The organism is Pseudomonas aphyarum, assembly GCF_028657055.1.
Lineage (GTDB): Bacteria > Pseudomonadota > Gammaproteobacteria > Pseudomonadales > Pseudomonadaceae > Aquipseudomonas > Aquipseudomonas aphyarum.
In genome coordinates, this window is the sequence record NZ_JAMDGS010000012.1 from 397,030 (window position 1) to 418,176 (window position 21,147).

The window sequence follows — 21,147 nt, forward strand, 5'->3', positions numbered from 1 at the left end:
ATGTCAAAATTTTTCATCGACCGTCCGATTTTCGCCTGGGTAATTGCCCTGGTGATCATGCTGGTCGGGGCACTTTCGATCCTGAAACTGCCGATCAACCAGTACCCGAGCATTGCGCCACCGGCCATTGCGATCTCCGTGACCTACCCGGGTGCTTCGGCACAGACGGTTCAGGACACCGTGGTGCAAGTGATCGAGCAGCAACTCAACGGTATCGACAACCTGCGTTATGTGTCCTCGGAAAGTAACTCCGACGGCAGCATGACCATCACCGCGACCTTCGAGCAAGGCACCAACTCCGACACCGCGCAGGTCCAGGTCCAGAACAAGCTGAACCTGGCCACCCCGCTGCTGCCGCAGGAAGTGCAGCAACAGGGTATCCGTGTGACCAAGGCAGTGAAGAACTTCCTGCTGGTGATCGGTGTGGTGTCGCGTGACGGCAGCATGACCAAGGACGACCTGTCCAACTACATCGTGTCGAACATGCAGGATCCGATCTCGCGGACCGCCGGTGTCGGTGACTTCCAGGTCTTCGGTGCCCAGTACGCGATGCGCATCTGGCTCGACCCGGCCAAGCTGAACAACTTCAACCTGACCCCGGTCGACGTGAAAACCGCGATTGCGGCGCAGAACGTCCAGGTTTCGTCCGGTCAGCTTGGCGGCTTGCCTGCCGTGCAGGGCCAGCAGCTGAACGCCACGATCATCGGCAAGACCCGTCTGCAGACCGCCGAGCAGTTCAAAGAGATTCTGCTCAAGGTCAACAAGGACGGCTCGCAGGTTCGCTTGAAAGACGTCGCCGACGTCGGTCTGGGTGGTGAAAACTATGCGATCAGCGCCCAGTTCAACGGCAGCCCGGCTTCCGGTCTGGCAGTGAAACTGGCCAACGGCGCCAACGCCCTCGACACTGCAAAAGCACTGCGCACCACCATCGACAGCCTCAAGCCGTTCTTCCCGCAAGGGATGGAAGTGGTGTTCCCGTACGACACCACCCCGGTAGTGACCGAGTCGATCAAGGGTGTGGTTGAAACCCTGGTCGAAGCGATCGTGCTGGTGTTCCTGGTGATGTTCCTGTTCCTGCAGAACTTCCGCGCCACCGTCATCACCACGATGACTGTGCCGGTAGTATTGCTCGGCACATTCGGCATCCTCGCGGCGGCCGGTTTCAGCATCAACACCCTGACCATGTTCGGCATGGTGCTGGCGATCGGCTTGCTGGTGGACGATGCCATCGTCGTGGTGGAAAACGTCGAGCGGGTGATGGCCGAGGAAGGGCTGTCACCCAAGGAAGCGACCAAAAAGTCCATGGGCCAGATCCAGGGCGCACTGGTCGGTATTGCCCTGGTACTGTCGGCGGTTCTGCTGCCGATGGCGTTCTTCGGTGGTTCCACCGGCGTGATCTACAAACAGTTCTCGATCACCATCGTCTCGGCCATGGCGCTGTCGGTGCTGGTAGCGCTGATCTTCACCCCGGCCCTGTGCGCCACCATGCTCAAGGCGATTCCGCACGGCGAACATGGCACCCCGAAAAAAGGTTTCTTCGGCTGGTTCAATCGCAACTTCGACCGTAGCGTCAAAAGCTACGAGCGCGGTGTCGGTAACATTCTGCGTCAGAAAGTGCCGTACCTCCTGGCCTACGCGCTGATTCTGATCGGCATGATCTGGCTGTTCATGCGTATTCCATCGTCCTTCCTGCCGGAAGAAGACCAGGGCGTACTGTTCGCTCAGGTGCAGACCCCGGCCGGCTCCAGTGCCCAGCGCACTCAGGTGGTCGTGGATGAAATGCGTGAGTTCCTGCTGCGTCCGACCAAGGATGGCGGTGAAGGCGACGCCGTAGCGTCGGTGTTCACCGTGACCGGCTTCAACTTCGCCGGCCGTGGCCAGAGCTCGGGTATGGCGTTCATCATGCTCAAGCCATGGCACGAGCGGAACGCCGACAACAGCGTGTTCAAACTTGCCGCCCGCGCCCAGCAGCACTTCTTTACCTTCCGCGATGCGATGGTGTTTGCCTTCGCTCCCCCAGCGGTACTGGAGCTGGGTAACGCCACCGGTTTCGACGTGTTCCTGCAAGACCGTGCCGGTATCGGTCACGAGCAACTGATGGCCGCTCGTAACCAGTTCCTGGGCATGGCCGCGCAAAGCAAAGTGCTGTCGCAGGTGCGTCCGAACGGCCTGAACGACGAGCCGCAGTTCCAGCTGGAAATCGATGACGAGAAGGCCAGTGCCCTGGGCATTACCATCGCCGACATCAACAACACCCTGTCGATTGCGCTGGGCAGTAGCTACGTCAACGACTTCATCGACCGTGGTCGGGTGAAGAAGGTGTACGTACAGGGCCAGCCGGACTCGCGCATGAGCCCGGAAGACCTGAAGAAGTGGTATGTGCGTAACGCCAGCGGCACCATGGTTCCGTTCTCCGCGTTCGCCAAGGGTGAGTGGATCTACGGCTCGCCCAAGCTGTCGCGTTACAACGGTGTGGAAGCGGTCGAGATCCTCGGCGCCCCGGCGCCTGGCTACTCCACCGGTGAAGCCATGGCCGAGGTCGAGGCGATTGCCGCCAAGCTGCCGAAGGGTGTCGGTATCTCCTGGACAGGCCTGTCCTATGAAGAACGTCTGGCAGGTTCGCAGGCGCCGGCACTGTTCGCGCTGTCGCTGTTGATGGTGTTCCTGTGCCTGGCGGCCCTCTACGAGAGCTGGTCGATTCCGATCGCCGTCGTGCTCGTCGTACCGCTGGGGATCATCGGGGCATTGCTGGCGACCAGCCTGCGCGGTCTGTCCAACGACGTGTACTTCCTCGTAGGTCTGTTGACGACCATCGGTCTGGCGGCGAAAAACGCCATTCTGATCGTCGAATTCGCCAAGGAACTGCACGAACAGGGCAGCAGCCTGCGCGATGCCGCCATCGAAGCTTGCCGTATGCGTCTGCGTCCGATCATCATGACGTCCCTGGCGTTCATCCTCGGCGTGGTGCCTCTGGCGATTTCCACCGGGGCAGGCTCGGGCAGCCAGCACGCAATCGGCACCGTGGTGATTGGCGGTATGATCACTGCCACCGTTCTGGCGATATTCTGGGTTCCACTGTTCTTCGTCACTGTGTCGTCCATGGGTCAGCGCAAAAACGCCGGCAAGGATGACGCCATAGAAACTCCTAAAGAGGCTGGCCAATGAGCAAGTCGCTACTCTCCATCGCAGTCGCGGCCTTCGTGCTGAGCGGTTGCTCGCTGATACCGGATTATCAGCAGCCTGAAGCACCGGTGGCCGCGCAATTCCCGCAGGGCCCGGCGTACTCGCCGGCCCAGGCACCGGCGCAGGCCGCTGCCGAGCAGGGCTGGAAGCAGTTTTTCCATGACCCGGCCCTGCAACAGCTGATCCAGGTCGCCCTGGAAAACAACCGCGACCTGCGTGTCGCGGCGCTGAACATCGACGCCTACGCGGCTCAATACCGCATCCAGCGCGCCGACCTGTTCCCGGCCGTGTCGGCCAATGCCAGCGGCAGCCGTCAGCGGGTTCCGGCCCGTGCGTCGCAGACCGGTGAGTCGAGCATCACCAGCTCCTACTCCGCCACCGTCGGCATCAGCGCCTACGAACTCGACCTGTTCGGTCGGGTTCGCAGCCTGAGCGAACAAGCGCTGCAACAATACTTCGCCACCGAAGAAGCGCGCCGCAGCACCCAGATCAGCCTGGTGGCCAGCGTGGCCAACGCCTACCTGACCTGGCAGGCCGACAAGGAACTGCTGAAGCTGACTCAGGACACCCTCGGTGCCTTCGAGGAAAGCTACAAGCTGACCAGTCGCAGCAACGAAGTCGGTGTGGCTTCGGCGCTGGACCTGGCGCAGTCGCGCACCTCGGTGGAAAACGCCCGGGCACAACTGGCGCGTTACACCCGCCAGGTCGCTCAAGACGAAAACAGCCTGACCCTGCTGCTCGGCACCGGCGTACCGGCCAACCTGCAAGCGGCCAAGCCGCTGTCGGATGACCTGCTGGCCGACGTGCCGGCCGGCCTGCCGTCGGATCTGCTGCAACGTCGTCCGGACATCCTTCAGGCCGAGTACAACCTGAAGGCCGCCAACGCCAACATCGGCGCGGCCCGTGCAGCGTTCTTCCCGAGCATCAGCCTGACCGCCAACGCGGGCAGCCTGAGCCCGGACCTGTCCGGCCTGTTCAAGGGCGGTTCGGGCACGTGGCTGTTCCAGCCGCAGATCAACCTGCCGATCTTCAACGCCGGCAGCCTGCGCGCCAGCCTCGACTACGCCAAGATCCAGAAGGACATTGGCGTGGCGAACTACGAGAAGTCCATTCAAACGGCCTTCCAGGAAGTCGCCGATGGCCTGGCCGCCCGCCAGACCTACACCGAGCAGTTGCAGGCCCAGCGTGACTTCGTTCAGGCCAACCAGGATTACTACCGCCTGGCCGAGCGTCGCTATCGCATTGGCGTCGACAGCAACCTGACCTTCCTCGATGCCCAGCGTCAGCTGTTCAGCGCGCAACAATCGCTGATCACCGACCGCCTCGCGCAGCTGACCAGTGCGGTCAACCTGTACAAGGCCCTGGGCGGTGGCTGGAATGCGCAGACCGCGCAGAACGAGCCGCTCAAAGAAGAAGCACCGAAGATGAAGTTGTTCTGATCATCCGGTGAACACAAGAAGCCCGCCGATTGGCGGGCTTTTTGTTGCCTGCCAATCTTGCGTTCGATAATCGCCCAAATTCCACTTTCGCCGATTGAATCACCTCGCCCGCGCCCCGCACCATTCGAGCCACAAAACCAATAACAACAGGTTCGACACCATGCTCCCGCGCCCTGCTCCCTCCGGCTGATCGCCGCCGCTTCGCCCCCTGATTCCATTGAATTTCTGCGCCTCAGAAACGGCCGCAGCGCCCCCGTTCGCCCAAAAAAACAAGAGAGACCCGAGCCCATGACAACGTCCCCTGCGCCCTACGCACTTCCCGGTCTGATCGCCCTCGCCCTGGCCGGCGTCGCGCTGCCCGCTGCGGCTGAAGAAGCCGGTTTCATCGAAGGGGCCAAGGTCAACCTGAACCTGCGCAACTTCTACATCAACCGCAACTTCACCAACCCGACCAAGACTCAGGGCAAGGCTGAAGAATGGACGCAGAACTTCATCCTCGACGCCAAGTCCGGTTTCACCCAGGGCACCGTCGGGTTCGGCATGGATGTGCTGGGGCTGTATTCGGTGAAGCTCGATGGCGGCAAAGGCACCGGCGGCACCCAGGCGTTGCCGCTGGATCATGACGGTCGCCCGGCGGACACCTTCGGCCGCACCAACGTGGCGTTCAAGGCCAGGCTGTCGCAGACCGAAGTGAAGGTCGGCGAGTGGATGCCGGTGCTGCCGATCCTGCGTTCGGACGACGGTCGCTCGCTGCCGCAGACCTTTCGCGGCGGCCAGATCACCTCGAAGGAGATCGACGGCCTGACCCTCTACGGCGGCCAGTTCCGCGCCAACAGCCCCCGTGACGACAGCAGCATGAGCGACATGTCGATGTTCGGCAAAGCGGCGTTCACCTCGGATCGCTTCAACTTCCAGGGCGGCGAATACATGTTCAACGACAAGCGCACCCAGATCGGCCTGTGGAACGCCGAACTCAAGGACATCTACAGCCAGCAGTACGTCAACCTGATCCACAGCCAGCCAATCGGCGACTGGACCCTGGGCGCCAACCTCGGTTTCTTCTACGGCAAGGACGACGGCAGCGCCCGCGCCGGCGACCTCGACAACAAGACCTGGTCGGGCATGTTCTCCGCCCGATACGGCGGCAACACCTTCTACGTCGGCCTGCAAAAACTCACCGGCGACAGCGCCTGGATGCGGGTCAACGGCACCAGCGGCGGAACGCTCGCCAACGACAGCTACAACTCAAGCTACGACAACGCGCAGGAACGTTCCTGGCAACTGCGCCACGACTACAACTTCGCCGCCCTCGGCGTGCCCGGCCTGACCCTGATGAACCGCTACATCAGCGGCGACAACGTGCACACCGGGACCATCACCGACGGCAAGGAGTGGGGCCGCGAATCGGAACTGGGCTACACCGTGCAAAGCGGCGCGCTTAAGGATCTGAACGTCAGGTGGCGCAACTCGACCATGCGTCGTGACTTCAGCAACAACGAGTTCGACGAGAACCGCCTGATCGTCAGCTATCCGATCAGCCTGCTCTAAGCCGCCTGTCAGAATGGCTGGCGTTGCGCCAGCCATCAATTAAAGTGGAAAAAACCTGAAGGACTCAGGTGCTCCACCCTCTTCGCTTCCGTTATCTGTTGATGTCGGTCTCCAGGACTTGGTCAGGTTGTCATCGGAAGACCCTGCTGATCACTGGAGGACCACCTCATGATCACCCGACTCAATCCCGCTCCCGTCGACAAAGACTGGGACGCCCGGGCGTACCAGCAGTTTTCCCGTCTCAGGCAACAACCGGTCGATGAACTGCTCGGTCGTGTCGACCTGCACAACCCTCAACGCATTTACGACCTCGGTTGCGGCACCGGCATTGCCACGAAGGTTCTGGCAGATCGCTGGCCGCAGGCAGATCTCAAGGGCATCGACAGTTCGAAAGACATGCTCCAGGTCGCCCGCTGCCTGCCGATCAAGGCGCGCTGGCAACACGCCGAGCTGCAACACTGGAAACCCCGCAAGCCGGCCGACCTGTTGTTCGCTGCGGCCGTGTTGCATTTCATCGACGACCATCGAACGCTGTTGCCGGCATTGCTTCGCCACCTCAACCCTGGCGGTTGTCTGGCCGCGCATATGCCGGACTGGCGCGATGCGCTGTGGTATCGGCTGATGCTCGACACCCTCGACGATGCCGGACCCTGCGGCCGCCCCATCGGCACTGCGCAATTGCGCCAGCGCATGGCGGCGCGGCCGTTGTTGTCGCTGGAGGATTACTACCGTTTGCTGGCGCCGCTGACCCGCTCGCTGGAGATCTGGGAAACCGAGCAGTTGCAGGTCGTGCACGGAAGCTCGCCGATTTATGACTGGGTGAAGGTGTCGGCACTGCGGCCGGTGATGCTGGGGCTGACGTCAGAGGAACAGGCGCGCTTCATTTATCACTACCTGATGCGGGTGCATGCGCATTATCCGCAGGAGGAAAACGGCCATACGTTGTTTGCGTTCAAGCGGATTTTCATTGTTGCCAAGGTGTGAAGTTCAAGGATCGCAGCCTGCAACAGGCTGCGATTCTTCAAACTCGACGATTACTCGCGAGATTCGGTACCCAGCTCATCCCACACCGATTCAGCCAGATGGAACGTCGCATTCGCCGCCGGAATCCCGCAGTAGATCGCGCTCTGCATGATCACTTCCTTGATCTCGCCGCGGCTCACGCCATTGTTGGCCGCTGCGCGCAGGTGCAACTTGAGTTCACCTTCGCGGTTCATGCCGATCAGCATGGCGATGGTGATCAGGCTGCGGGTGTGGCGTGGCAGGCCCGGGCGGGTCCAGATATCGCCCCAGGCGTGACGGGTGATCATCTCCTGGAATTCCGAATTGAACTCGGTCAGCGTGGTCAGGCTGCGATCGACGTGCGCATCGCCGAGCACCGCGCGGCGCACTTGCATGCCGTCGTCGTAACGTTGTTTCTCGTCCACGGAAATCCCCTCAATCGGCCAGCAAAAAGGTCAGCACGCGATCGCTGAACGCGTCGCCCGCCTGAACGTTGGAAAGGTGCGCCGCATAAAACTCGGCGTACTCGGCACCGCGCACATGTTCCTGAATGAAATGCCCGCCGGACGGTGGCGTCACCGCATCTTCACTGCCTGCGATCACCAGCAGCGGCGCCGTGATCGACGACAACTGCTCACGGAAATCCGCATCGCGCACCGCCGCGCAGTTGGCGGCGTAACCTTCAGGATTGGTCGCGGCCAGCATGTCGGTGATCTGCTTGGCCGCTGCCGGGTTGGCGGCAGAAAAGTCCGGGGTAAACCAGCGGGCAATCGATGCATCGCGCAACGCGACCATCGCCGCCGGGCCGTCGCGCAGCACGGTTTCGATGCGCGGATTCCACACCGACGGATCGCCGATTTTTGCCGCTGTGTTGCAGACGATCAGTTTGTTCAGACGCTGACCGGCGTTGATCCCCAGCCACTGGCCAATCAACCCGCCCATCGACAGACCGCAGAAATGCGCACGTTCGATATGCAGCGCATCCAGCAGCGCCAGCACGTCGCGACCCAGTTGTTCGATGCTGTAAGGGCCCGGTGTCACCAGCGACTGGCCGTGCCCGCGCGTATCAAAACGCAGCACGCGAAAATGCTCGGTGAAGGCCGGCATCTGCGCGTCCCACATGTGCAGGTCGGTGCCCAGCGAGTTCGACAGCACCAGCACCGGCGCATCGACCGGGCCTTCCAATGTGTAATGCAGTTCGCCATCGGCGAGTTGAACGAAAGCCACAGCCCTCTCCTTTCAGTCAGACAATGCGTTGTGTTCGGCCACTGCCCGCTCGACCCAGACCTGCGCCTGACCGAGGTAATGGGCGGGGTCGAGCAGATGATCCAGTTCGGTTGCGTTCAGTTCGGCGGTCACCCGCGGCTCGTCACCGAGTACTGCACGCAGGTGGCGCTGTTCGGCCACCGCTCGTTTGCAGCATTGTTCGAGCAGATGATGCGCAGTGTCGCGGCCGACCCGTTGCGCGAGCACGATGCTTACCGCTTCGGCCAGCACCAGGCCTTGAGTCAGTTCCAGGTTGCGGGCCATGCGCGCGGCATCGACCTCCAGACCGTCAGCCAGCAGCCGCGCCTGTTGCAGCGCGCCCGACACCAGGCAGCAGATCTCCGGCAGGGTTTCCCATTCGGCGTGCCACAAACCAAGGCTGCGTTCGTGTTCCTGGGGCATGGCGCTGAACAACGTCGAGACCAGCCCCGGGACGCGGGTCGCCGCGCCGATCAGTACCGCCGCGCCCACCGGATTGCGCTTGTGCGGCATGGTCGAAGAACCGCCCTTGCCCGGCGCCGACGGTTCGAAAACTTCCGCCGCTTCGGTCTGCATCAACAGACTGATGTCGCGGCCGAATTTGCCGAGGCTGCCGGCAATCAGTCCGAGCACCGCGCCGAACTCGACGATGCGATCACGCTGGGTGTGCCACGGTTGTTCCGGCAGGGTCAGTTGCAGTTCTTCGGCCAGCGCCTGGGCAATCGGCAATGCCTGTTCGCCGAGCGCCGCGAGGGTGCCGGACGCGCCGCCGAATTGCAGCACCAGCAGTCGCGGCTTGAGCTCGCGCAGGCGTTGACGGCTGCGAGTCACGGCACCGAGCCAACCGGCGATCTTCATGCCGAGCGTCACCGGCGTCGCGTGTTGCAGCCAGGTTCTTCCCGCCAGCGGTGTGGCGGCGTGGCGCTGTGCCTGAATGGCAAGGGCGTCGGCCAGTTGCGCCAGTTCCCCTTCAATCAACTCCAGCGCCTGGCGCAATTGCAGCACCAGTCCGGAATCCATCACGTCCTGGCTGGTAGCACCCAGATGCACATAGCGCTCGGCTTCGGCATCGGTCGCGGCGATCTGTTTACCCAACGCCTTGATCAGCGGAATCGCCGAATTGCCGGCCGTGGCAATCGCCTCGCCCAGCGCTGCGAAATCAAACAGCCCGGCGCGACAGGCGTTTTCAATCGACGCGACAGCACCCGCCGGAATCAACCCGACCCGCGCTTCGGCCCGGGCCAGCGCCGCTTCGAAGTCGAGCATCGCCTGCACCCGACCCTGATCGCAGAACACGTCGCGCATATCGCGGGCAGTAAAGTAGGCATCGAACAATTGATTGCCCGGTCGCTGAGTCATAAACAGTCCTTGCCGGCGCGGGCCGGTGTGGCCCGCGCGCATCGGTTTAAAGGTCGTGGTGCAAATACTTCGCTTCTTTGGGCAGGCGCAGGCTGAACAGGAACGCCACGGCCATCATGATGGTGACATACCAGTAGAACGCGTTTTCCATGCCGCCGGCCTTCAGGCTCAGGGCGACGTATTCGGCCGAGCCACCGAAGATCGCGTTAGCCACCGCATACGCCAGGCCGACGCCGAGGGCGCGGACTTCCGGCGGGAACATCTCGGCTTTCACCAGACCGCTGATCGAGGTGTAGAAACTGACGATCGCCAGCGCCACGGTGATCAGCACGAAGGCCAGGAACGGGCTGCCGACACTTTTCAGGCTGAGCAGGATCGGCACCGTGAACAGCGTGCCGAGGCCGCCGAACCAGAGCATCGAGTTACGTCGGCCGATCTTGTCGGCGAGCATGCCGAACAGCGGCTGCATGCACATGTACAGGAACAGCGCGCCGGTCATGATGTAGCTGGCGGTCTTGGCGTGCATGCCGGCAGTGTTCACCAGGTACTTCTGCATATACGTGGTGAAGGTGTAGAAAATCAGCGAGCCGCCGGCGGTGTAGCCGAGCACGGTGATGAACGCAGCCTTGTGGTCGCGGAACAGTGCGCGGATGCTGCCGGCGTCCTTGTTCTCGCGCATTTCCTTGCTGGTGGTTTCTTTCAGCGAACGGCGCAGGAACAGCGAAATCAGCGCGGCCCCCGCACCGACCACGAACGGAATCCGCCAGCCGTAGGCACGCAATTCTTCTTCGGTGAGGAACTGTTGCAGGATTACCACCAGCAGCACCGCCAGCAGTTGCCCGCCGATCAGGGTCACGTACTGGAACGAGGCGAAGAACCCGCGCTGGCCCTTGAGCGCGACTTCGCTCATGTAGGTCGCGGTGGTGCCGTACTCACCGCCCACCGACAGGCCTTGCAGCAGGCGCGCGAACAACAGCAGCAGCGGCGCCCAGACGCCGATGTCCTTGTAGGTCGGCAGACAGGCGATCAGCAACGAGCCGAAGCACATCATCAGGATCGAGATCAGCATCGAGTTCTTGCGCCCGTGCTTGTCCGCCACCCGGCCGAAAATCCAGCCGCCGATCGGTCGCATCAGGAACCCGGCGGCGAAGACGCCTGCCGTGTTGACCAGCTGCACCGTAGGGTTGTCGGAGGGGAAGAACGCCGGGGCGAAATAGATCGCGCAGAAGGCGTAGACGTAGAAGTCGAACCATTCGACGAGGTTGCCGGACGATGCGCCGACAATGGCAAAGATGCGCTTGCTGCGCTCTTCACCGGTGTAATGGGAGGTGAGGGTTGTCATTGTTTTTCACTCGATAGGGACAGTGAGAGTCTAGACACACTTTGCAACAGTCCCGTTCCACAGATACTCAAGCGCTGCAAATCCCTGTGGGAGCGGGCTTGCCCGCGAAAGCGGTGGGTCAGCCAACTCAATGGCGACTGACACACCCTCTTCGCGAGCAAGTCCGGTCCCACAAGGGATGTGTGGTGATCTTCAGTAATCGAAGAACACGGTTTCCGCATCAGTGCCCTGCAGAATCACATTCCACTGATAAACCCCCGCCGCATCCGGCTTCGCCAGCAACGTGGTGCGGCGCTCGGCCGGTACGCATTCGAGCAGCGGATCATTGACGTTCGCCGGATCGCCCTCGAAGTAGATCCGCGTCAGCAGGTGCTTCACCAGACCGCGCGCGAACACCAGCACCACCAGATGCGGCGCCTGGGTCGAGCCCTTCAGGCCTTCGACCGTGCCCGGCTTGATGGTGGTGAAACGGAAGCGCCCTTCGGCGTCCACCGGCACCCGGCCGAAGCCTTCGAAATTCGGGTCGAGCGGTTTGGCCTGCTCGTCTTCCGGATGATCGTATTTGCCGGCGGCGTTGGCCTGCCAGACTTCAAGCATGGCGTCGTTGACAACATCGCCGTTGCCGTCCACCACTTGCCCGGTGATCGCCACGCGCTGGCCGAGGGTCAGTTCGTTGGCGAGGTTTTCACGGTTCAGCCAGGTCAGGCCGATGTGGTAATACGGCCCGACGGTGTGGGACGTGGTCGCAGTCAGGGTCATCTCATTTCTCCATCGGCGTGGCTTCGCGGCCGCGCAGCACGATGTCCCAGCGATAAGCGAGGGCGTAGGACGGAATGGTTTTTTCCAGATCGAAAGCGGCGATCAGGCGTTCCTTGGCCGAGGTGTCCGGCACGCAGTTGTAGATCGGGTCGTATGGCAGCAGCGGATCGCCCGGGAAATACATTTGCGTGACCAGACGCGTCAGGATGCTCGGCCCGAACAGCGAGAAATGCACGTGCGCCGGGCGCCAGGCGTTGTGGTGGTTGCCCCACGGATAGGCGCCAGGCTTGATGGTCTGGAACTGATACCAGCCGTCGGCGTCGGTCACGGTGCGGCCGGTGCCGGTGAAGTTCGGGTCAAGCGGTGCGTCGTGCAGGTCGCGAGCGTGGTTGTAGCGACCGGCGGCGTTGGCCTGCCAGATCTCCACCAGAATCCCCGGCACCGGCAGACCGTCTTCGTCGAGCACACGCCCGTGAATGATGATCCGCTCGCCGAGCGGTTCACCCTGGTGCTGGGCGGTCAGATCGTTATCGGTGTCGGCCACACGCTCGGCGCCGATGGTCGGGCCGGTGATTTCCGACAGCGAGTGCGGCAGAAACACCAACGGCTTGGACGGCGAGCGCAGATTGGTGGATTGATAATTCGGGTGCAGGTACGGCGGCTGGGTGCCTTCCTGCGGGCGGCGGTAACCAGGCTTGTCAGTCATTTCGCTTTCCTCTGTTCTTGTTCGTCACGGCTTGCGTCAGACGCGTTCGATCGCCAGGGCCAGACCCTGGCCCACACCTACGCACATGGTCGCCAGACCTTTCTTGCCACCGGTCTTTTCCAGCTGATGCAGCGCGGTCAGCACCAGACGTGCGCCGCTCATGCCCAACGGGTGACCGAGGGCAATCGCGCCGCCGTTCGGGTTGACCTGGGCCGCGTCGTCCGCCAGCCCCAGCTCGCGCAATACCGCCAGACCCTGGCTGGCAAACGCCTCGTTGAGTTCGATCACATCGAAATCGCTGACCGCCACGCCGAGGCGTTCGGTGAGCTTGCGCACCGCCGGCACCGGGCCGATGCCCATCACCCGTGGCGCGACCCCGGCACTGGCCATGCCCAGCACTTTGGCCCGGGCAGTCAAACCGTGTTTTTTCACCGCTTCCGCCGAGGCCAGAATCAGCGCAGCAGCACCGTCGTTGACGCCCGAAGCGTTGCCGGCGGTGACGGTCTTGTCCGGGCCGTTGACCGGTTTCAGTCTGGTCAGGGCTTCAAGCGTGGTGTCGGCGCGAGGGTGTTCGTCCTGGCTGACCACGGTTTCGCCTTTCTTGTGGGCGATCCGTACTTCGACGATTTCCTCGGCGAAGTAGCCGGCAACCTGTGCAGCGGCAGTACGTTGCTGACTGCGCAGGGCGAAAGCGTCCTGATCCTCGCGGGAAATTTCGTAATCGTCGGCGACGTTGTCGGCGGTCTGCGGCATCGCGTCGACGCCGTACTGCGCCTTCATCAACGGGTTGATGAAACGCCAGCCGATGGTGGTGTCTTCCAGCTTCATGTTGCGCGAGAACGCCGCATCAGCCTTGCCCATCACGAACGGCGCGCGGGACATCGACTCGACGCCGCCGGCAATCGCCAGCTCCATTTCGCCGCTGGCAATGGCGCGGAACGCCGTGCCGATGGCGTCCATCCCCGACGCGCAAAGGCGATTGAGGGTGACGCCCGGAACGCTCTCCGGCAGACCGGCCAGCAGCAACGCCATGCGCGCGACGTTGCGGTTGTCTTCGCCGGCCTGGTTGGCGCAGCCGAGGAACACCTCGTCGATGGCGCTCCAGTCCACCGACGGATTGCGTTCCATCAGGGCCTTGATCGGCACGGCGGCCAGGTCGTCGGCGCGAACCGCCGCCAGACCGCCACCGAAACGACCGATGGGGGTACGGATCGCATCGCAGATATAAACGTCGCGCATCATGCTTCTCCCGGTGCCTGGCCGTGGGCCGCTGCGGTACGGGCTTCGAGATCGCGCAGGGCGCTCAGCTCGACCTCGGTCGGTTCGGCTGTGGTGGCCACGCTGTCGGCAAAACGGATCGCCCAACCGGTGGCGGCGACCACTTGCTCGCGGGTCACGCCCGGGTGCAAAGCAGTAACGACGAATTCGTGGGTGCCTTCTTCCGGCTCCATGATGCACAGGTCGGTGATGATCCCGACCGGGCCGGCGCCCGGCAGGCCCAGACGTTTGCGCGAATCGCCGCCCTCGCCATGGCCGACCGAGGTGATGAAATCGAGCTTGTCGACAAACGAGCGCGCCGACTGTTTAAGGATGATCAGCACGCTTTTCGCGGAGCCGGCGATCTCCGGCGCGCCACCGGCACCCGGCAAGCGCACTTTCGGCTGGTGATAGTCGCCGACCACGGTGGTGTTGATGTTGCCGAAACGGTCGACTTGCGCTGCGCCGAGGAAACCGACGTCGATGCGTCCGCCCTGCAGCCAGTAGCGAAAAATCTCACCAGTCGGCACGACAGTGTCTGCGGTTTCCGCCAGTTCGCCGTCACCGATCGACAGTGGCAATACGCTGGGTTTGGCGCCAATCGGGCCCGACTCGTAGATCAGCACCACGTCCGGCGACGAGGTCAGGCGCGCCAGGTTGGCGGCTTTCGACGGCAGGCCGATGCCGACGAAGCACACCGAGCCGTTCTTCAGGCGACGGGCGGCGGCGACGGTCATCATTTCATTGGTGGTGTAAGTCATTACTTGGCCTCCGAAGCAGCGGCCAACTTGGCCTGGAACTCGCTGAAGTCAGCGCAGCCATGGATGTATTCGTTGATCCACGTGGTAAACGTCTCACGGTCGCGGGCGATCGGATCCCACGCCTGATAGAAGCGATTGTCACGCTCGGTGTAACCGTGGGCGTAGGACGGATGCGCGCCACCGGGCACATGGCAGACCGCGCTCAAGGCCCAGGTCGGCAGCACGCAGGCGTTCATCGGGGCATTGAGGTTGTCGACGATTTCTTCGACGGTGACGATGCAACGCTTGGCGGCCAGTGCAGCTTCTTTCTGCACACCGAGGATGCCCCACAACAGCACATTGCCTTGACGGTCAGCCTTCTGGGCGTGGATCACCGTCACGTCCGGACGCACCGAAGGCACCGCCGCCAGCACTTCACCGGTGAACGGGCACGTTACAGATTTGATCAGCGGGTTGACCTTCGGCAGGTCGGAACCGGCGTAGGCCCGCAGTACCGCGAATGGCAGGCCGGAGGCGCCGGCGACGTAGGCATTGGCCAGGTCGGCGTGGCTGTGTTCTTCGATTTCCAGCGCATGCGGCCATTGCTTCTCGACCGCGTCGCGCAGACGGTGCAGCGAACCCACACCAGGGTTGCCGCCCCAGGAGAAGATCAGCTTGCGTGCACAGCCGGCGCCGATCAGTTGGTCGTAGATCAGGTCAGGCGTCATCCGCACCAGGGTCAGATCTTTCTTGCCCTGACGAATGATTTCATGACCCGCCGCCGTAGGGATCAGGTGAGTGAAGCCTTCGAGCGCGACGGTGTCGCCGTCGTTGACGAATTGCTTCACCGCGTCGTGCAGCGAAAGGATCTCAGCCATGGAGCGGGCTCCTGTTTTTGTAATGAATCGCCAGTGATAAAAAGGCGCGAGGTTCTGCGCCGGAGTCACTGAAGATTAAGCCGCTGATTTTCGCCAAACAATCCGATAATCGACTGAGTGTTCGTTTATCGAACAGATTGTTATCTGCCTAATGATCACTCCCGCACCGCGTGCGGGAGTGAAGGAAGTGGATATCACGTCGCGTCCGCGTGACTGACCAGACCCTTGATCACCACCGCTGCCGTGGCCAGCCCCGCAGGGATCACCAGCGCCGTCAGCACCTGTTCGAAATTCCAGCCCAACCCCAGCAGGGTCGCGCCCATCCACGCCCCGAGAATCGCGCCGAACCGGCCAATCCCGAGCATCCATGACACACCGGTCGCCCGGCCCTGCGTCGGATAAAACCGCGCCGCCAGTGACGGCATCGCCGATTGCGCGCCGTTGACGCACATACCCGCCACCAGCACCAGCGTCGCCAGCAGCGTGATATTGCCCAGGCTCTGCCCCACCGCGTAGGCAAACACCCCGGCCAGCAGGTAGAAAATGCCGATGACCTTGTGCGGATTGAAGCGGTCCATCGCCCAGCCTACGCCGACCGCGCTCAACACCCCGCCGAACTGGAACAGCGCGCCGATGAACGCCGCCTGCTCCATGCTCGCGCCACTGTCGCGCATCAGGGTCGGCAGCCAGCTGGTCAGCAGGTAAACAATCACCAGCCCCATGAAGTAGGTCAGCCACAGCAGCAACGTGCCGACGCTGTAGGTACCGGAGAAAATCACCGCGAACACATTGCGCGCTTTCACGGTTTTCTGTTCCGGCACGCTGAAACTCGCGGCCTGAGCGACGGTGGCGGGATCAATAGGCGCGAGGGTCTTGCGCACTTTGTCGGTGCCGCGATTGCGCACCACCAGATAACGCGCCGATTCCGGCAGCCAGAGCAGCAAGACCACGGTGAGGATCAGCGGCAGGATCCCGCCGATCAGCAGCAGGCTGTGCCAGCCGAATGCCGGGATCAGCTTGGCCGAGATGAATCCACCGCCGGCCATACCGAGGTTGAAGCCGCAGAACATGCTGGTCACCAGCAACGACTTCTTGCGCTCCGGGGTGTATTCCGACAGCAGCGTGGTGGCGTTCGGCATGCCGGCGCCCAGCCCCAGACCGGTGAGGAAGCGCAGCACCAGCAGTTGATCGACGTTGGTGGCGTAGGCCGAAGCCAGGCTGAAAGCACCGAACAGAAATACCGCGCCGACCAGTACGACTTTTCGCCCGAAGCGGTCAGCCAGCGGACCGGAGCCCAGCGCACCGAAGACCATACCGATCAGCGCGGCACTCATCACCGGGCCGAGGCTGGCGCGGTCGATGCCCCAGTCCTGGGACAGGGCCGGCGCGATAAAACCCATGGCCGCGGTGTCGAGGCCATCGAGGAACACAATCAGGAAACACAGGATCACCACTCGCCACTGATAGCGCGAGATCGGTTGGGCGTTGATGAAGGACTGCACGTCGAGGCAGTGACCTACAGCGGACTGAGGCTGGTTCATTATTTTTATTCCACGCAAAAAAACGCAGTCGAACGGCGGCCGGCCAGAGAGCGGCACGGTCACAACTATATAAGGAAGGAATCAGGCGTTGCGCTAATACCGGCAACAGGAACGGGAGCGGCGACAGTCGGGGAACGTGCGCATGGGAAGTTGCCTCTTGTCATTATTATGGGAGTCGACAATCCGGCGGGCTCATTCACATTCGCGCCGGATGACGCTGCCGCGACATTAATGATCCGGGGGTTTTAGCGTCAATTCGATAAACGCAACTCTGTGCGTTTATCGAACAGCTTCATCAGGCAAACAACTGCGCACTGAGGTCGCGACTGGCGCTCAACAGGCCGGGCAGAAAGCGCTGCTCAAGCTCAGTGCGGCTGACGCGACCGGCGTGGGTGCTGACGTTGAGCGCGGCCACCACCTGGCCGGAAGCGTCGTAGACCGGCACGGCAATCGAGCGCAGGCCCTGCTCCAGTTCCTGATCGACGATGCACCAGCCTTGCTGCCGCACTTCCTGCAAACATTCGAGCAAGGCGTCGGGGGTGTGAATCGTGCGGCTGGTCTTGGCGACCAGTTCAGCGTGGTCGAGGTATTCGCGCAGCGAGGTGTCGTCCAGCGCTGCCAACAGGATCCGCCCCATGGACGTGCAATACGCCGGCAAACGCCCGCCCACCGAGAGGTCCACCGAAATCAGACGCTGAGTGGTGGCCGAACGGGCGATATAGAGAATGTCGTCGCCTTCCAGCGTGGCCATGTTGCAGGCCTCGTGCAGTTGCTCGCTCATGCGGTCGAGGTAAGGCTGGGCCGAGACCGCCAGCGGCGTCGAAGACAGATAAGCGTGACCGAGGGTCAGCACTTTGGGCAGCAGCGAATAAGTGCGCCCGTCGGTGGTGGCGTAGCCGAGCTTGATCAGTGTGTGCAGGCAACGGCGCACGGCGGCGCGAGGAATTTCCGTGCGATGGCTGATCTGGGCGATGGTCAGGTGACGCTTGCGCTCCTGAAACGCCTGCACCACCGCCAGGCCACGGGCCAGGGAGGTCATGAAATCCGGATCACCGGTCAGGGCCTGGATACGCTTGGCCGGCGAAGCGACGATCGGCGGCGCTACCGAGGTGAAGGAATTGCGCATTTGATCGTTCATGTCAGGTCCTTTTTTTCTTGTTCGGATCAACGGCTATACAAGCGGCTCGCCGGCGGATACACAAGCGACAGACCGCCAACACCGGGCGATTATCGAACCGTCGACCGATAATCGCAATCGCCCTCTCCTCCTCGGCCGGGCTGTGCAGAGCGGATTTGAACTTGGAACGCCGGTGCGATTTAACCGCCTTAGTTGTTCGACTAAATGGCGCCAGAAACCAAACACTGCGCAACAACGATGCAACTATTGCCGGAAGTTGCACGTCACAAAACAATCACACATCCGGAACCGTTTTTAACTTGGCAAAGATAGTCAATCCCGATTCGGCCGCTATAATGCACCTCAGTGACACCGCGCTTTTATTTGCCGACGGTGCCACCCGCTGGCGCGATGTCCATCGCCGCCGGCCCCGGCCAGCGCCTGATGCTCATTACTCATGCACCGCCAGCGCGCTCGCTGAAACAGGAAACTGATGCTGCGTCAGTTTTAATCTGGTGCCGTAGCCGCCTGCAACATGGAAGTCCTGACCGTCTTCCCGACAACACCGCTGCCTGTCCGGGCGAGCGCTTGTTGGTGAACCGGTTAAATGATTCGTTGCAGTGCGTTCACCAGACATTTATCTCAACTCATACAGGTAGCACTGTGACGAAAGACGAACTGCGCGCGGAACTTGAGCGCCAGGAACAACGTTACAAGGAAGTTTACGGCGGGGAAGTCACCACCTACGCCGCCCAGCCCGAACCCGAACGCAAAGCCTGGCGTAAACGCCCTACCGTTCAGGATCAGGTCTTCCAGCAAGAACTGAAAAAAATGGAAGAGGAACTCAAAGCCGAAGAGCCTTGAAGCCGTCCTTTGCATCTTCCGAGGGTAAGCGTACTCACCGGGTTACAAGCACGGTGGACTGACGATGCCTTGCGCGCCCGCTACCCGCGGGCAGCGGCCAACTCCCCTGTATTGCGCAGGTCTGGAATATGTCAGACGCGTTTCTCAGATATTTCATACAGGCTTCTGCCCCCTCCCGACAACCGGTCAATCCGCCGGCTCTTCGCATTTTTATCAATTGAATCAACACCTTGCAAAACCCTGCAAAAAGCTTGGGTAATGCCCCCTGATACAAATTAATTCGTTGAAGAATGTTACCGATGAGCAGGTAGGGGATCGATTTCCAGTCTTTTCTGGCATAATCGCGCCCCCTTATGACCGGGTCAGAAAACCTTCATGATCGATTTATTCAGCGGACTGGATGCCTGGGTGCTTGTGAGCCTCCTGCTCGCCCTGACATTTGTCCTCGCCTTCGAGTTCATCAATGGATTTCATGACACCGCTAACGCGGTAGCCACTGTTATCTACACCAAAGCGATGCCGCCTCACCTGGCGGTGTTCTTCTCGGGCGTGTTCAACTTCCTCGGCGTACTGCTGGGCGGCGTTGGCGTGGCGTATGCCATCGTGCACCTGCTGCCGGTAGAACTGTTGATCAACGTAAACACCGGCCATGGTCTGGCAATGGTGTTCTCGCTGCTCGCCGCCGCGATCGCCTGGAACCTGGGCACCTGGTACTTCGGTATCCCGGCCTCCAGTTCGCACACGCTGATCGGTTCGATCCTCGGTGTCGGCCTGGCCAACGCCCTGATCAACGAAATTCCACTGGCTGACGGCGTCAACTGGCAGAAGGCGATCGATATCGGCGCCTCGCTGGTGTTCTCGCCGATGGCCGGCTTCCTGATCGCCGCGCTGGTGCTGATCGGCCTGAAATGGTGGCGCCCGCTGTCGAAGATGCACAAGACGCCGGAACAGCGCCGCAAGATCGACGACAAGAAGCACCCACCGTTCTGGAACCGTCTGGTCCTGGTGATCTCGGCCATGGCCGTGAGCTTCGTGCACGGCTCCAACGACGGCCAGAAAGGTATCGGCCTGATCATGCTGGTACTGATCGGTATCGTGCCTGCGCAGTTCGTACTCGACCTGAACAGCACCACCTACCAGATCGAACGTACTCGCGACGCGACCCTGCACCTGAGCCAGTTCTACAAGCGCAACGCCGACACCCTGGGCGAATTCCTGGCCCTGGGCAAAAGCGTGGAAGGCGACCTGCCGGAGAAATTCCGTTGCAACCCGCAACAGACCGAACCGACCATCGCCGCCCTGCTCGACACCCTCAAAGGTGTAGCGGACTACCACTCGCTGTCCTCGGAAAGCCGCATCGAAGTGCGTCGCTACCTGCTCTGCCTGGACGACACCGCGAAGAAAGTCAGCAAACTGCCAGGCCTGGCGCCTCGTGAGAAGGCTGACCTGGACAAGCTGCGCAAAGACCTGACCACCACCACCGAATACGCCCCGTTCTGGGTGATTCTGGCGGTCGCACTGGCCCTGGGCCTGGGCACCATGGTCGGCTGGAAACGCGTGGTACTGACCATCGGCGAGAAGATCGGCAAACAAGGCATGACCTACTCGCAAGGCATGTCGGCCCAGATCACCACCGCCAGCCTGATCGGCATGGCCAACATCTTCAGCCTGCCAGTGTCCACCACCCACGTCCTCTCCTCGGGCGTGGCCGGCACCATGGTCGCCAACAAAAGCGGCCTGCAAGGCGGCACGGTGAAAACCATCCTGCTGGCCTGGGTCCTGACCCTGCCAGCCACCGTGGCCCTGTCGGCCGGCCTGTTCTGGCTGGCGTCGAAGGCGCTGGGTAGCTGATAGATTGATGTAGTGAAGAAGGCGTGATTCGAAAGGATCACGCCTTTTTTGTTGCCTGTGGTAAAGAGGCGCGGAAGATCAAGAGCGCCCTCACCCTAACCCTCTCCCGGAGGGAGAGGGGACTGACCGAGTTGTTTGGGAGAGGTACGCCGACGTGATATACCGAGGTGAACTCAGGTCTTAAAAAGCAAACATCTCAAGCCTGCCTTTGCCTTTGCTTTGGCTTTGGCTTTGGCTTCCCACCACTCAACACGATGAGCGTTAGCTCGAGTACCGCTTTTGACGTGCCGGCCCCTTCGGAAGGCTGAGTGGAGGG

At 61.9% G+C, this 21,147-nt stretch carries 17 protein-coding genes; 6 read left to right on the forward strand and 11 right to left on the reverse strand.

What is annotated here, in order from left to right; all coding sequences use genetic code 11:
* The 4 genes from emhB (at window position 1) to M5G18_RS19200 (ending at window position 7,154) form a co-directional block, all read left to right on the forward strand.
* Complete coding sequence (emhB, locus tag M5G18_RS19185) at window positions 1-3,165, forward strand: efflux RND transporter permease subunit EmhB (RefSeq protein ID WP_273896484.1); 3,165 nt, start codon at window positions 1-3, stop codon at window positions 3,163-3,165.
* The gene (emhC, locus tag M5G18_RS19190; RefSeq protein ID WP_221532849.1) at window positions 3,162-4,622 is read left to right on the forward strand and encodes an efflux RND transporter outer membrane subunit EmhC; all 1,461 of its coding nucleotides are present in this window, start codon (window positions 3,162-3,164) and stop codon (window positions 4,620-4,622) included. Before emhB ends, emhC begins: the two co-directional genes overlap by 4 nt.
* A 288-nt stretch (window positions 4,623-4,910) precedes the next feature.
* Window positions 4,911-6,170, forward strand: coding sequence for an OprD family porin (locus M5G18_RS19195; protein WP_273896483.1), 1,260 nt, complete (start codon window positions 4,911-4,913; stop codon window positions 6,168-6,170).
* Window positions 6,171-6,338: 168 nt separating this feature from the next.
* On the forward strand, window positions 6,339-7,154 hold the full coding sequence (locus tag M5G18_RS19200) for a methyltransferase domain-containing protein (protein WP_273896482.1): 816 nt from the start codon (window positions 6,339-6,341) through the stop codon (window positions 7,152-7,154).
* 50 nt (window positions 7,155-7,204) lie between these two features.
* Here the strand turns inward: M5G18_RS19200 and pcaC are convergent, their stop codons facing one another.
* From pcaC to pcaR, 11 genes are all read right to left on the reverse strand, one after another.
* A complete protein-coding gene (pcaC, locus tag M5G18_RS19205) occupies window positions 7,205-7,597 on the reverse strand; it encodes a 4-carboxymuconolactone decarboxylase (protein WP_011332825.1) in 393 nt (130 codons plus the stop codon).
* 10 nt (window positions 7,598-7,607) lie between these two features.
* On the reverse strand, window positions 7,608-8,399 hold the full coding sequence (pcaD, locus tag M5G18_RS19210; RefSeq protein ID WP_273896481.1) for a 3-oxoadipate enol-lactonase: 792 nt from the start codon (window positions 8,397-8,399) through the stop codon (window positions 7,608-7,610).
* 12 nt (window positions 8,400-8,411) lie between these two features.
* Complete coding sequence (locus tag M5G18_RS19215; RefSeq protein ID WP_273896480.1) at window positions 8,412-9,776, reverse strand: 3-carboxy-cis,cis-muconate cycloisomerase; 1,365 nt, start codon at window positions 9,774-9,776, stop codon at window positions 8,412-8,414.
* Between the two features lie 46 nt (window positions 9,777-9,822).
* A complete protein-coding gene (locus tag M5G18_RS19220; protein WP_273896479.1) occupies window positions 9,823-11,118 on the reverse strand; it encodes an MFS family transporter in 1,296 nt (431 codons plus the stop codon).
* A gap of 192 nt (window positions 11,119-11,310) precedes the next feature.
* Window positions 11,311-11,877: a protocatechuate 3,4-dioxygenase subunit alpha gene (pcaG, locus tag M5G18_RS19225; protein ID WP_064593979.1), complete on the reverse strand. Its 567-nt coding sequence runs from the start codon at window positions 11,875-11,877 to the stop codon at window positions 11,311-11,313.
* A gap of 1 nt (window position 11,878) precedes the next feature.
* On the reverse strand, window positions 11,879-12,583 hold the full coding sequence (pcaH, locus tag M5G18_RS19230) for a protocatechuate 3,4-dioxygenase subunit beta (protein ID WP_007957831.1): 705 nt from the start codon (window positions 12,581-12,583) through the stop codon (window positions 11,879-11,881).
* Window positions 12,584-12,619: 36 nt separating this feature from the next.
* Complete coding sequence (pcaF, locus tag M5G18_RS19235; RefSeq protein WP_273896478.1) at window positions 12,620-13,825, reverse strand: 3-oxoadipyl-CoA thiolase; 1,206 nt, start codon at window positions 13,823-13,825, stop codon at window positions 12,620-12,622.
* Entirely contained in the window at window positions 13,822-14,601 is a 780-nt protein-coding gene (locus M5G18_RS19240; RefSeq protein ID WP_248742786.1) for a CoA-transferase subunit beta, read from the reverse strand. Before M5G18_RS19240 ends, pcaF begins: the two co-directional genes overlap by 4 nt.
* Window positions 14,601-15,458, reverse strand: coding sequence for a CoA transferase subunit A (locus M5G18_RS19245; protein ID WP_273896477.1), 858 nt, complete (start codon window positions 15,456-15,458; stop codon window positions 14,601-14,603). The genes M5G18_RS19240 and M5G18_RS19245 overlap by 1 nt, the downstream gene beginning before the upstream one ends.
* Window positions 15,459-15,652: 194 nt before the next feature.
* A complete protein-coding gene (pcaK, locus tag M5G18_RS19250; RefSeq protein ID WP_007957828.1) occupies window positions 15,653-16,999 on the reverse strand; it encodes a 4-hydroxybenzoate transporter PcaK in 1,347 nt (448 codons plus the stop codon).
* A gap of 295 nt (window positions 17,000-17,294) precedes the next feature.
* The gene (gene pcaR, locus M5G18_RS19255; protein ID WP_007917109.1) at window positions 17,295-18,137 is read right to left on the reverse strand and encodes a pca regulon transcriptional regulator PcaR; all 843 of its coding nucleotides are present in this window, start codon (window positions 18,135-18,137) and stop codon (window positions 17,295-17,297) included.
* 642 nt (window positions 18,138-18,779) lie between these two features.
* Between pcaR and M5G18_RS19260 the strand changes: the two genes are divergently transcribed.
* Together M5G18_RS19260 and M5G18_RS19265 are read left to right on the forward strand one after the other, a co-directional pair.
* Window positions 18,780-18,980: a hypothetical protein gene (locus tag M5G18_RS19260; RefSeq protein WP_007957826.1), complete on the forward strand. Its 201-nt coding sequence runs from the start codon at window positions 18,780-18,782 to the stop codon at window positions 18,978-18,980.
* Between the two features lie 375 nt (window positions 18,981-19,355).
* Entirely contained in the window at window positions 19,356-20,831 is a 1,476-nt protein-coding gene (locus M5G18_RS19265) for an inorganic phosphate transporter (protein ID WP_007957824.1), read from the forward strand.
* Window positions 20,832-21,147 lie beyond the last annotated feature (316 nt).

Excerpts from the sequence above, each read along its gene's own strand:
- emhB (WP_273896484.1), top strand. The coding sequence starts at position 1 with ATGTCAAAATTTTTCATCGACCGTCCGATTTTCGCCTGGGTAATTGCC.
- M5G18_RS19265 (WP_007957824.1), top strand. The coding sequence starts at position 19,356 with ATGATCGATTTATTCAGCGGACTGGATGCCTGGGTGCTTGTGAGCCTC.
- pcaR (WP_007917109.1), bottom strand. The coding sequence starts at position 18,137 with ATGAACGATCAAATGCGCAATTCCTTCACCTCGGTAGCGCCGCCGATC.
- pcaF (WP_273896478.1), bottom strand. The coding sequence starts at position 13,825 with ATGATGCGCGACGTTTATATCTGCGATGCGATCCGTACCCCCATCGGT.
- M5G18_RS19195 (WP_273896483.1), top strand. The coding sequence starts at position 4,911 with ATGACAACGTCCCCTGCGCCCTACGCACTTCCCGGTCTGATCGCCCTC.
- pcaK (WP_007957828.1), bottom strand. The coding sequence starts at position 16,999 with ATGAACCAGCCTCAGTCCGCTGTAGGTCACTGCCTCGACGTGCAGTCC.
- M5G18_RS19215 (WP_273896480.1), bottom strand. The coding sequence starts at position 9,776 with ATGACTCAGCGACCGGGCAATCAATTGTTCGATGCCTACTTTACTGCC.
- M5G18_RS19200 (WP_273896482.1), top strand. The coding sequence starts at position 6,339 with ATGATCACCCGACTCAATCCCGCTCCCGTCGACAAAGACTGGGACGCC.
- M5G18_RS19245 (WP_273896477.1), bottom strand. The coding sequence starts at position 15,458 with ATGGCTGAGATCCTTTCGCTGCACGACGCGGTGAAGCAATTCGTCAAC.
- pcaG (WP_064593979.1), bottom strand. The coding sequence starts at position 11,877 with ATGACCCTGACTGCGACCACGTCCCACACCGTCGGGCCGTATTACCAC.
- M5G18_RS19240 (WP_248742786.1), bottom strand. The coding sequence starts at position 14,601 with ATGACTTACACCACCAATGAAATGATGACCGTCGCCGCCGCCCGTCGC.
- emhC (WP_221532849.1), top strand. The coding sequence starts at position 3,162 with ATGAGCAAGTCGCTACTCTCCATCGCAGTCGCGGCCTTCGTGCTGAGC.
- M5G18_RS19220 (WP_273896479.1), bottom strand. The coding sequence starts at position 11,118 with ATGACAACCCTCACCTCCCATTACACCGGTGAAGAGCGCAGCAAGCGC.
- pcaH (WP_007957831.1), bottom strand. The coding sequence starts at position 12,583 with ATGACTGACAAGCCTGGTTACCGCCGCCCGCAGGAAGGCACCCAGCCG.